The sequence below is a fragment of the Lactonifactor sp. BIOML-A5 genome (assembly GCF_009677585.1).
Classification (GTDB): Bacteria; Bacillota; Clostridia; order Lachnospirales; family Lachnospiraceae; genus Lactonifactor.
Window position 1 is genome coordinate 1 of record NZ_WKYV01000039.1, and the last position, 12,340, is coordinate 12,340.

Annotated in this window: 10 protein-coding genes; 1 reads left to right on the top strand and 9 read right to left on the bottom strand. The window is 45.2% G+C overall.

What is annotated here, in order from left to right:
* Positions 1-413: 413 nt before the first annotated feature.
* From GKG41_RS21075 to gpr, 5 genes are all read right to left on the bottom strand, one after another.
* Positions 414-818 carry a CBS domain-containing protein gene (locus GKG41_RS21075; RefSeq protein WP_154261815.1) on the bottom strand — a complete coding sequence of 135 codons (405 nt, stop codon included), beginning with the start codon at positions 816-818 and terminating at the stop codon, positions 414-416.
* A gap of 36 nt (positions 819-854) precedes the next feature.
* Positions 855-1,982 carry a radical SAM family heme chaperone HemW gene (hemW, locus tag GKG41_RS21080; protein WP_154261817.1) on the bottom strand — a complete coding sequence of 376 codons (1,128 nt, stop codon included), beginning with the start codon at positions 1,980-1,982 and terminating at the stop codon, positions 855-857.
* A gap of 4 nt (positions 1,983-1,986) precedes the next feature.
* Entirely contained in the window at positions 1,987-3,801 is a 1,815-nt protein-coding gene (gene lepA / locus GKG41_RS21085) for a translation elongation factor 4 (protein WP_154261826.1), read from the bottom strand.
* Positions 3,802-3,907: 106 nt separating this feature from the next.
* Entirely contained in the window at positions 3,908-5,194 is a 1,287-nt protein-coding gene (locus GKG41_RS21090; protein ID WP_226904101.1) for a stage II sporulation protein P, read from the bottom strand.
* A 39-nt stretch (positions 5,195-5,233) separates the two neighbouring features.
* Positions 5,234-6,142, bottom strand: a complete 909-nt coding sequence (gpr, locus tag GKG41_RS21095) for a GPR endopeptidase (RefSeq protein WP_154261829.1) — start codon at positions 6,140-6,142, stop codon at positions 5,234-5,236.
* Between the two features lie 179 nt (positions 6,143-6,321).
* Here gpr and rpsT point away from each other — a divergent pair, with 179 nt between their 5' ends.
* Complete coding sequence (gene rpsT, locus GKG41_RS21100; protein WP_154261832.1) at positions 6,322-6,585, top strand: 30S ribosomal protein S20; 264 nt, start codon at positions 6,322-6,324, stop codon at positions 6,583-6,585.
* A 64-nt stretch (positions 6,586-6,649) separates the two neighbouring features.
* Here rpsT and holA read toward each other — a convergent pair whose 3' ends face one another.
* The 4 genes from holA to GKG41_RS21120 are packed head-to-tail and all read right to left on the bottom strand — an operon-like array spanning position 6,650 to position 12,338.
* A complete protein-coding gene (gene holA, locus GKG41_RS21105) occupies positions 6,650-7,633 on the bottom strand; it encodes a DNA polymerase III subunit delta (protein ID WP_154261843.1) in 984 nt (327 codons plus the stop codon).
* A 20-nt stretch (positions 7,634-7,653) separates the two neighbouring features.
* Entirely contained in the window at positions 7,654-9,915 is a 2,262-nt protein-coding gene (locus GKG41_RS21110) for a DNA internalization-related competence protein ComEC/Rec2 (protein WP_154261852.1), read from the bottom strand.
* Entirely contained in the window at positions 9,912-10,835 is a 924-nt protein-coding gene (locus GKG41_RS21115; RefSeq protein ID WP_154261855.1) for a GerMN domain-containing protein, read from the bottom strand. The genes GKG41_RS21110 and GKG41_RS21115 overlap by 4 nt, the downstream gene beginning before the upstream one ends.
* A 12-nt stretch (positions 10,836-10,847) precedes the next feature.
* Positions 10,848-12,338, bottom strand: coding sequence for an ATP-binding protein (locus GKG41_RS21120; RefSeq protein WP_347563393.1), 1,491 nt, complete (start codon positions 12,336-12,338; stop codon positions 10,848-10,850).
* Between the last annotated feature and the right edge of the window lie 2 nt (positions 12,339-12,340).

The window sequence follows — 12,340 nt, forward strand, 5'->3', positions numbered from 1 at the left end:
CCGGGGACGATTCCGCAGGAGTGACTAGAGAGTCTTAGGCAAAACCGGGATTCCCGCTGGAAATTTTTTCGGCAGTCAGGGCCGAAAAAAAGTGAGCATGGGCAGAGAATGCACATCAAGCATTCTTTGCACATACGAACGGTGCTCCTGCGGGGATTCCGGTTTTGTCTTAGACTCTCTTCGCGACGGAGGTGTCCCCGGAACTTAAGCCTTCCTCCCGCCCGAACCAGCCAGCCCGCTGCCGCGGGATTCCTCTCACCGTCCCCCCGCCACCTCACACTTTCCGACTTGAATCACTTTAAGCTGAAGTCCAAGCCCTACACTCCTAAATCCCAATTATACACCGCAAACAAAAAAGAAACCCAAAAAAGCAAAGTCACCCCCTTGCCTTCCCAGGTTCCCACATCTTCTATCTACTTATCCATCTTCCGATAGCAATATTGTATCAAATCTTTTCTCGTAATAATACCAATAAAATTATTCTGATCATCCACCACAGGCACAAAATTCTGGTTCATGGCCTTGTCGATCAAATCTTCCATATTACATTCAATATGTACCGGCTGATAGTCCGTACGGCGGGGGATTTTTGTGATAGGAATGGTCTCGGCCCTCCTCAGATTAAGATTCTGCTGATTTTTAATCCCCCACAGCAGATCTCCCTCTGTAATGGTACCCACGTATTTCCCGTCAATACTAATCATAGGGATACAGGAATATTTGTGGTATTCCATTTTCTCAATCACCTGGCGTAAAGTATCATCATCAAATACATATGCTACATCTTTTTTCGGCGTGAGGAAAAACAATATATTCATTCTGTAACATCTCCTATTTCTTCGTTCTTAGCTATTTTACAACAAAAAGTCCGACATTACCATATTACTGAGTGAGATTCCTTCTCTGGTAAGAAATATCCGGCCATTTTGGGCCTCCAGAAGACCTAGTGAAAGATATTTATCTATCGGTTGTTTATAGACATCCTCAATGTTTTTGTGAAATGCGCGTGAAAAGTCTTGTCTGCCGATCCCCTCAATGAGGCGGAACCCCAGGAACATAAATTCTTCCATCTGCTCCTTTTCACCCAGAGTTTCTGTTTGGCCGCGTATCTTCCATGGTTCTGAACTATGTTCTAAATACGCTTTCCAATCCGAAGTATTGGAAAATCGAACCTCCCGGATCAGAGACGCTGCCCCTAAGCCCAGTCCCAGATAATTTTTTCTTTTCCAGTATCCTATATTATGGCGGCAGGCATATCCGGGCTTTGCATAATTGGAAATCTCGTACTGAAGATAGCCATATTCCCTCAGCAGATTATAGGTGAGTTCATACATAGCTCTCTCCTCTTCCTCCGGGGGTAAGGTCAGTTTTTGCCTGTAAAAAGGTGTCCCCTCTTCGATAATCAGACTGTACGCGGAAATGTGCTCCGGGGCAAGCTTTACAGCCTGCCTGAGATTCTCTTCCCACCCCTGCAGGGTCTGGTATGGAATTCCTGACATCAAATCTATATTTATATTAGTAAATCCGGCATTTCTTGCCTGCTCATAGTTCTCAGCAAATACTTCACAGGTATGAATCCTGCCCAAGCACTTTAAATCTTTATTGTTGAAGGACTGGAGCCCCATACTCAGTCTGTTAATCCCCATACTGCGATAGGCTCTGAGTTTGTCCCGGTTAAGGGTTCCCGGATTCGCCTCTATGGTAATCTCTCCAAGTTTCTGGATAAAAAATGTCTGCCTGAGACTTTCCATAATCCTTTCCATCTGTGACGTGTTGAGAATGCTAGGGGTCCCTCCCCCTAAAAATACTGTAGTCACCTCATATTCCAGGGCAAATTCTCTGTATGAGCTTATCTCTCTGAGAAGAGCTTCTACATATGCCTCTCTCTCAGTCTCATCTCCCTGAAAAGAGAGAAAATCACAGTAACTGCATTTTTTCAGGCAAAATGGAATATGCAGATACAGTTCCAATTCCTGAGTCATAGCTTTACTTATCATCCAGTTTCAGAACGCTCATAAAGGCCTTCTGAGGGATTTCCACATTGCCTATCTGACGCATCCTTTTCTTTCCCTCCTTCTGTTTTTCCAGAAGCTTTCTTTTACGGGAGATATCCCCCCCATAGCATTTAGCCAGAACATCCTTTCGCATAGCCTTCACTGTCTCTCTGGCAATAATCTTGCTGCCAATGGCTGCCTGGATCGGGATTTCAAAGAGCTGTCTGGGTATCTCCTCTTTGAGCTTCTCGCACATTCTGCGGCCCCGTTCATAGGCAGTTTCCCCGTGCACAATAAAGGACAGGGCATCCACCTCTTCCTTATTCACCAAAATATCCAGTTTCACCAACTCACTTCTCTGATATCCTGCCATCTCATAGTCAAAGGAGGCATAACCTCTAGATCGTGATTTTAAGGCATCAAAAAAGTCGTAGATGATTTCGTTCAGAGGAAGAACGTATTTTAGCAGCGCTCTGGTGGTCTCCATATATTCCATCCCCTGATACTGGCCCCTGCGCTCCTGACATAGATCCATAATCGGCCCGATAAATTCTGTAGTCACCATTATCTCTGCATTTACAACCGGTTCCTCCATATAATCAATCTCAGAGGGATCCGGCAGGTTCGAGGGATTCGTTAGCTCCATAACATCTCCATTGGTCTTATATACCTTATAAATAACGCCTGGCGCCGTTGTCACCAAATCCAGATTATATTCCCTTTCCAACCTCTCCTGTATGATCTCCAGATGGAGTAGCCCAAGAAAACCGCAGCGAAATCCAAAGCCCAGAGCTACGGATGTCTCCGGTTCAAACTGCAGTGAAGCATCATTTAACTGTAGCTTTTCCAAAGCATCTCTTAAATCCTGGTATTTTGCACCGTCTGCAGGATACATTCCACAGTAAACCATAGGGTTTACCTTTTTATATCCGGGAAGGGGGTTTGCACAAGGCCTGTCCGCGTCTGTAATCGTGTCACCCACCCGGGTGTCCTTAACATTTTTAATACTAGCTGTGATGTAGCCTACCATGCCTGCACTCAGCTCCTCACAGGGAATAAACTGGCCGGCTCCAAAATAGCCAACCTCAACTACTTCTTCCACTGCCTGAGTGGCCATCATAAGAATTCTAGTCCCTTTTTTTACTATGCCTTCCTTAATTCGGCAGAATACAATAACGCCCTTATAGGCATCATAGACAGAGTCAAAAATCAGAGCCTGAAGCGGACTTGCCGGATCTCCGTTGGGCGCCGGTATCTTCTTCACAATCTTCTCCAAAACCGCTTCCACATTGGTACCCATCTTCGCAGAAATCAAGGGAGCATCCTCTGCCTCTATCCCAATGACATCTTCAATCTCACTGATGACTCTCTCCGGATCTGCACTGGGCAGATCAATTTTGTTAATTACGGGCATCACATCCAGATCATGATCCAGAGCAAGGTATACATTTGCCAGCGTCTGCGCTTCAATTCCCTGGGCAGCATCTACTACAAGGATTGCACCGTCACAGGCTGCCAGGCTGCGCGAAACCTCGTAATTAAAGTCCACGTGGCCAGGTGTGTCAATAAGATTAAAAATATATTCCTCCCCATCCTCAGCCTTATAAACTGTCCGCACCGTCTGTGCCTTGATGGTAATCCCTCTCTCTCTTTCCAGATCCATATTATCAAGCACCTGTGCCTGCATTTCTCTATCCGTAAGCAGTCCGGTTTTCTCTATAATCCGATCCGCCAGCGTTGATTTTCCATGGTCAATATGTGCAATGATGCAAAAATTTCTGATTTTACTTTGGTCAATTCCTGCCATTGTACTTCCTCCTAACTGTTATACAGACAGCAAGAATTACCTGACCCCAGGTAATTCCTCCCATCTATCCTTGACCATTGATTATAACACATTAAATGCAGACTTGTCATTCACCTTTTAATACTTTATTTAAAATATCCGCCAAAGGTTCCATAGCGTTCTTTACCTCTGCAACGGTATTTGTCTGCGCACCACATTCTACCAGCAGTGACTTCGGGCGCATATGCAGGTTATAACGGTATCCTTTCAGATAGATACATCTGGTAAAGTCGGGATAGTACTTCTTCGCCTCCAGGGACAGCTGGAGGGATAATGCCAGATTATCCTGAATATATGGATTGGGCAGGGAAGGGATATCTCCGTTTTTAGTAGTTCTGCTCAGTCCGTTAAAAAACATGATCTGTGCAGTGGGTTTTCCATTCACATCCGTAACCAGCTTTTTCCCCTCCGCAATACCATCCCTGTGCAGGTCAATCACCACTTCAATACTGGGATTTTCTTCTAAAACCTGCTGAATCTTATCCCCGGCATAGTTGTAAGCCTTGTTCCTGTCCAGCTTGCCGTCCACCATGTCAAAAACATCCGTCACATGAATCACATTGTAGTCATATTTCTGGCTGAGCAGGTCAGTCAGGTATTCCCCCACCCCCACAACGGTTGTGCTTGTGTCTCCTGGCACAGAGTCAGCAAAATCCTCCTGAGAATGGCTGTGGTATATCAGGATCTGAGGTTTGTCATTTCCGGTCTGCATACGGAGGTCTTTCTGCACCAGATCGGGTGCATTCAGCTGCTCGCTGTTAATTGTTGTGGTCTTATCGATCACAAAAAAGTTATTGATTACATAATCATAATCCTGGAATTTTTCCAGAGGGATGTCTGTGACAGGGGCCCTCTCCTGTATCCCGGACGCAGAAGTATCCTCTGTCTCCTGGGTTTCCTCCGCCTCTGCCGCCTGGGGCGCATCTTCTTCCCCTTCTCCCACCGGCCCTGCCTCCTGGTTCTCTTCCAGTATTTTAGCCTCCAGGAATCCGGAGTTTTCAGCAACTATTTTGTCATAGGTGGTACTGCTTTCTACTGCAGTCTCATACGCATTTTCCTGATCCAGATAATTAAGAAAAGGCACCTGCTCCAGTACCCTTCCCATGATCCACTGGGCTGTCGCTTCCTCAGGCGCCCTTTCTTCCGTTTCCGTATATAATAGTCCCGGCATGTATACTTCTATTGCCTTCTCTTCTGCATCTGCCAAAAAACGTTCTGCAATCTTCCCGTCTCCATTTAGATATTCTGCCTTTATGATCAAAGAGCCTTTTCCAAGAACATAGCCTCCCAATGCGATCAGTGCCGTTAAAAGGAGTACACGGACTGCTTTCTGAATGATTGTCTCTTTCTCCACTCCATCACCTCATATCTATATATGAAGTTTTGGGACGGATTATACTTTAGAAAATGCAATATTAAGCCCTTCGGATATAGTATAGGAAAGTCTCTTCATTGTTTCGTCCACATCCTTCGGAGTGACAAACATGCTGTAGAGAGGAGGCGTTATCATCTCATCCAGGAATTCCTTTTTCTCCGCTTCGTCCAAGGCATCCAGAAGATGAGCCATAGCATCGTATACAATAGTTGCCGCATCCACTACGGTAGGTACACCGATGCCAATTACCATTACCCCCAGGGTCTCCCTGGTAAGTCCATTTCTGTGGTTGCCCACACCTGAGCCGGGATGGATTCCCGTGTCCGTAATCTGGATAGTCCGGTTCAGCCGTTTTGTACTTCTGGCCGCCAGAGCATCGATAGCGATTACTACATCCGGCTTCGTCTCATCCACAACACCCTTGATGATTTCCAGAGTTTCCATACCAGTCTGTGCCATTACTCCTGGAACAAGACCACTTACACAATGAGCCTGATCTTCCCCCATCCCCTGAACACCATATTCTCTGATAACATGGCGGGTAATTCTCAGATTGGATATTACTTCCGGCCCAAGGCAGTCCGGGGTAATATCCCGGTTTCCAAGCCCTACCACCAATACGGTCAGCTCTCCCTTTCCGGGAATCAGCTTCCGGATATGCTTTGCCAAAACCTTTGAAATTTCTCTGTGGTATTCATCGTCTGGAACCGACATATTGGGAGCCTCAAGTGTAATGTAGGTGCCCTGCGGCCGGCCCATAGCCTTTGCCCCGTTTTCTGTCTCAATTTTTACCGTTGTGGTACGGATGTCTTTCTCTTCATTATAATCTTCATCGATCACAACCCCCCGTATCTCTACATTATCCTCCTCAAACCGCTCCGTAGTCTCTAATGCCAGGTCTGTGCGAATCCTCTGTGTTCCTATCATATCCTGTCTCCTTTGCCATAATTGCTTTTTACTATTTTTTACAGTTTTTCATATTTTATGTATTGACAATCAGGAGATAATAAACTAAAATAAATGAGTATGTTCGAATTAGGGTGCCCGTGTCTGCTCTAATCCAACAATGAATCAAAAAGAATAAGCATATATTGGAGGTGTACGGTTTGGCAAATATCAAATCTGCTAAGAAAAGAGTATTAGTAAACAGAACTAAAGCAGCAAGAAATAAATCCATTAAATCAGCAGTTAAAACATCCATCAAAAAGGTAGAAGCTGCAGTAGCTGCAAAGGACAAAGAGGCAGCAGCGGCTGCTTTGACAGAAGCAACAGCTACAATTAATAAGGCAGCATCTAAAGGTGTTTATCATAAAAACAACTCTGCAAGAAAAGTATCCCGTTTATCAAAAGCCGTTAACTCAATCGCTTAAGATAAATATATAAAGAACCCCCACTGTTCCGTCATTCAGTGAAGGTTCTTTTTTTATTGCCATTTTAATTTCCGCTGAATTTTACCAGCAGCAGTTCCACGCTCATCACATCACCTACCCGACCGGTTTTCACATCCTCCTCGGCCTTAACGCACTCTTCCACAGTCCTTCTAAGCTGCTCTGAGGTATACTGCCTTCCGTAACTCAGGTAATTGCGCACCACAAAAGGCTGGAGTCCGGTCTTCCTGCCGATTCCCTGATTGTCATACCCCAGTTTCTGCAGCTCTTTCACCTGCAAAATCAAATTAAACTGCCGGGCCAGAAGAAATAAAATACGCATAGGAGGTTCTTTTAGTGACAGCAGGTCATAGTATAGATCCAGGGCTTTCTTCTGATTTTTCTCCGTAACTGCCCGAATCATGTCAAAAATCTTGTTGGTCGTCTGGGTAGTACAGACTGCCTCAATATCGTCAGCCGTAATCACGTTCCTGTCCATAGTATAACAGAGCAGTTTTTCTGCCTCCCGCTCAATGTTTCCCATATCACTTCCGGTTTTGGATAGAAACAGTTCCATATCTTTTTGAGTAATGTTTTTCCCCTCTTTTTTTAATATTCCAAGCACCCAGCGCATCAAAGTCTTGCTGTCCTGTATGCCGAATTCCACAATTCTCCCCTGCTTTTTTACCGCCTTATACATACGACTTCTTTTATCTATTTCTTCTTCTACAAAGATCATGCACAGATATTCAGGCAGTCCTTCCCCTAAGTAATCAGCCAGTTCCTGACATTGGTTCTTAAAAAACCCTGTATTTTGGAGAATGATTACTCTCCGGTCCGCAAAAAAGGGCATAGTTTCTGCCAAAGCAATCACTTCCCCAGGAACCACCTTTTTCCCCTCAAAATAACTGTAATTCATAGAATCATCTTCAGGCAAAAGAGCTGCCCTCATTTTATTTTTATACTGTTGCTTCAGATAGGCTTCCGGTCCGCAGAACAGATACACCCTGCTAAAGTTCTGATTTTTAATATCTTCCTGTAAACTTTTCATATTCACTCCCACTGTCATTTCTATGGTCTATTATACTGTCTGTCCCTGTATTTTTCAATTGTGGTTTTATTTCCGTCTAAAAACGCCTGTACGGCGCCGCCCTCCCAGGTCATAAATATGTGGCTTCCGGATTTCTCCAGGCGTTCCAGAGTCTCCTTGTGGGGATGCCCGTAAGAATTTCCCAAACCGCTGGATATCACCGCTGCCTTTGGCTTTACAGCCTTCAGAAAGCTTTCCCCGGAGGAATTCCTGGAGCCGTGGTGCGCCACCTTCAGGATGTCATAAGGAGAACACTTATCCTCTCCTAATAATTTTTCTACCTTTTGCTCACCCTCCCCCTCGAGATCTCCCGTAAAGAGGATCCGGCATTCTCCGTAGGAAACTTCAATAACCTGGGAGCCGCTGTTTGTCTCCTCTCCATAGAATCCCCTGTCCGGGTGCAGACAGGATAGATGCAGCATTCCATCCTCCATAGTATCTCCCTGTGTCAGACGGAGGATCCGGCATCCAGCCGCCTTACCCAATTTTTCTAATTTCTTCAGTTCCTTATTTGTATCCTTCCATCCCGGCAGAACCAAGTTCCGTATCTTCAGAGACGTCTCCTTTCCCTCTATTGCCTCCAGAAGTTCCAGTATTCCATTCATATGATCTGAATCTGTATGTGAAACCATAACATAGTCCAGATACTGAATGCCCTCGTATTTTAGAAATGGAAGTATACGGTAAGTGCCCACCTTTGCAATACTGCTGCTCCCTCCGTCTATGAGAAAGGACTGTCCCAGAGGCGTCTCTATCACTGCACTGTCTCCCTGCCCTACATCCAGAAAAGTCACCTTCAGATTTTCATGATTTCTGTTCTGCATAAGAGGAAGTGCACATAGGAGAAAAATTGCTGCCGCCAGCCACCTTTTACCTTTAATCCTTAACCTGAGGAAGCCCCAGGTCTCTCCCTTACTATGCTTCCAGGTCAGCAGCAGCAGTGCTAGAAATGCATAATACATCACAATCTTCCAGAAAGCAGGCCTGCCCAGTATCAGCGTTATCCCAGGAATCCCTTGTATCTGCCTCCCTGCTGTCTGATATAGAGTCAGCAAGCTCTTAGCCGGTAAAAGCAGGAGTCTCCCTGCATCCGCTGAGATAAAAGCCGCCGTCATCCCTCCGGCGCCGGATATAAGAACTGCCGCCACGGTAGGCAGTACAAGGAGATTAAAAAAGAAACCAAATAGGGGTACTTCATAAAAAAAGTACAATACTACCGGAGTACTTATCATCCAGACTGCCAGGCCGGATAAAAGATACTGCGCTGCGCGGCCAGTCTTTTCCTTCTGCATCAGGGGAAGCACCAGGCCAATTCCCAGCACAGCGCCGAATGACAGCAAGAAGCTGCTGTCATAGAGATAGCCCGGGCTGTCCATTAGAAGCAGAATACCTGCGAGACTGAGAGCAGAGAGCAGATCGTAGGTCCTTCCAATCCACTTTGCCCCGGTAACCGCAGCAAACATAATAAATGCCCGCAGTGTAGAAACGCTTCCTCCGGTAAGCAGTCCGTAACTTAATAAAACGAAGACAGAAATCCCTGCCGACAAGCCCAAACTGCCTCCGGCTTTTCGCAATACCTTATAGAGTCCCATGCCCAGAATGGAGAGATGGAGACCTGAAATCGACAGAATATGGGATATTCCCAGCATCTGAAATTGTGACTTTATTTCTCGGTCCATGCCGCTTTTCTCACCCAAGAGCATAGCACATAAAATAGCTCCTGTACGTTCATCGGCAATGTTCTGGAGGTTTTCTTTCAAGGTATTTCTAAGTCTGTACAGTGCCTCTTTATATACAGAATAGCTCTCCCCGGGAGACTGAATCTCCTCTCCTTCCATGGTATAGTAAACCTTCCGGGCTCTGTAATAGGCTCTTTCGTTAAATTGTCCTGGATTGGAAGGCAGATCTGTTTCCTTCAGAATGCCTCTGGCTCCCAGAAGACTTCCCATAGGATATAGGGCTTCCCCTTCCTCTGGTTTATATGTAACTTTTACTTGTTCAATGGGATATAATTCAGATTGATACGTCAGAACGACGTTTTTTAGATAATAGATATAGACAGAATCTCTTTCTTCCTTTTGGTACAGTTCCCCCGTAATTACCGCCCATTCTCCGGATTCCAGACAGCTGCGTACTCCCGGGGTACGGGAGGACTCTCTGCATCCAGAGAGTCCACTTATATCACACAGCCAGATGACAGCCATAAACAAAAGGCATATCACACAGAGCGGCCGCTTTATCATGGTGATGCCTCCTCGACTAATGAGTAATCACTGCTGAAAAACTGATCCAGATCTACACTTTCACGGAATGTTTTCTTCGTCTCCCCGTTGACGGATATCTGTACCTTTGTAACATGGCAGGCATCCACCAGGGAGTTTACAATGGAATAGATTGGTATACTCTCCTGCACTGTCAATGTCTGATCCAGAAATGTCTTGTCCAGATTAACATAGCCAATCCCCTCAGATATAGATACCCCAAGTATCTTAGTATCCGGAGACAGTGTGGGATAAGTTCCGTCCTGGCGGGGTCCCTTAATAAGCTGCTGGACTACCACCTTCTCCAGAGGTACGTTGCTGCTGTAGTATACCTTTACCTGCTCCTTTTTCAGTCTGTCTCCGGTTTCATTGGTAAAGTAGAGATCCAGGGTAGTAAACAGATAGGAATTTATATTCTTGCCTTCATTTTCCACAAAGGTATCTCCATCCATAGTTCCCAAAGGATTCCCGCTGTTATCCGCAGCAGGTTCCCCCTCAATCAGAAACTGCACCCCTGTGACACCCGGAATCTGTATAAATGATTTTACGATCCCCGCCCGGGCTAATATCTCCCGCGTGTTTGATAACTCACTGTATTCTTTCGAAAAATTCACAGTCAGGATGGTGTTCTCAAAGGTATAATCCTTAAGCTTCACGGACTTGGGAAGAATACTTTTATACGTTTCATCTGTCACCTCCTCCTGTACCAGTTCCGCCATCTCCTGTATCATACTCTCCGTCTTTCTCTCTTCCGGAACATAATTCTTTGTGACAATCCCGGTTTCCTCGGCATTGACATAGTATTTATGATACTCCGATGATTTTTCCACTGTTTTGTTTTCACAGCCGCTCAGAAGGAAAGCCATGCCTATGATTATGAAATATTTCCACTGTTTTTTCAACTCGTTCACCTCCTAAGAAATATGAATCAGAGGAATACGAACGGAGAATGTCGTTCCTTCTTTTTCTTTGCTGTATACTTTTATGGCGCCCCGGTGCATTACAATGGCATTCCTTGTAATAGCCAGCCCCAGTCCTGTACCGCCAATTTCTCTGGAATGAGACTTATCCACCCGGTAAAATCGTTCAAAAATACGATCCAGTGACTCTTCCGGAATTCCCATACCGGAATCTGCCACAGTCACATAGAAATATTTATGGTCTGCGTTGAGGGACACCCTTACCCATCCGTCTTCAACATTATATTTGATCGCATTCTCCACCAGATTAGACAGTGCCAGAGTAAGCTTTGTCTCATCAATCTCCGCATTCACAGGACGGAAGCTGTCCAGTATCAATTCTATATTCTTTCTGGCTGCAATAGGCTGCAGGCGTTTTAGTATCACCTCCAGCAGATCATTGATGTTGACCAGCTCTATATGAAGCTCAGATGCCTTTTTATCCAGCTTCACCAGTTCCAGCAGGTCTGTAATGATTTTATTTTCCCGATCTATCTCCAGAGTGATATCCTGCATGAATTCCTGGTATAGTTCTATGGGTACATTTTCCTGCCCTACCAGGGAGTCTGCCAGCACCTTCATAGAAGTAAGCGGCGTCTTCAGCTCATGGGATACATTAGAGACAAATTCCTGTCTGGACTCATCCAGTACTTTCATTCTTCCCAGCATCTTATTAAACGCATTTGTAATTAATTCTGTCTCTGTATAATCCGGAACAGAGATCTCCTCGTCCAGATATCCGTCTGTCAGATCCTCTATGGAACGGGTTACTCTCGCAAAAGGCTTTACCAGAATTCCTGCCAGAATATAGCCAAATACCAGGACCAGAATACAGATGACCAGAAGGAGAAGAGCCCCCTTCTGCTCAAGTACATCAATGTTTCCCTCAATCTCACTGGTAGAACTGCTGATAAGCATCACACCCATCACCTTTTTCGTCTCCAGATTCTGGATGGGAGAAGTCAGTTCAATATAAGCGTTCTTGTTATCGTAGTGAGTGGTATTATTGCCGTTGAAGCAGTCAATCACTTCCTCGGATAACGCGTATTTCCCCTCGTCCAGATTATACGTATCTTTAATAATTTTAAACTCATCGTTAATGACCAGAATCCTGCCACTGTAAACGGTGGACAGCATAGACATGGCACTGTTGCTTACCTCCGAATCCGTGTGATTCAGATAATCTTCACTGGCCAGCTGATTGCACAGAATATCGCACTGATTTTTAACATTGATGCTGCGCAGGGACACAGCCCGGTTTTCGTAGCTTTTTACAAGTCCGTTTTCAATAATCACGCTGGGGACTATACCGATTACGACCAGGATAAGCATAATCCGGAATCTGAGACTTTTAAAAAATGTAAACTTTCTTTTTAAATTGATTATGGCTATCGACTCCCCTTTACTCAGAACAGCCCTGATGCAGACTGCTTCAGGGCCATCCAAAT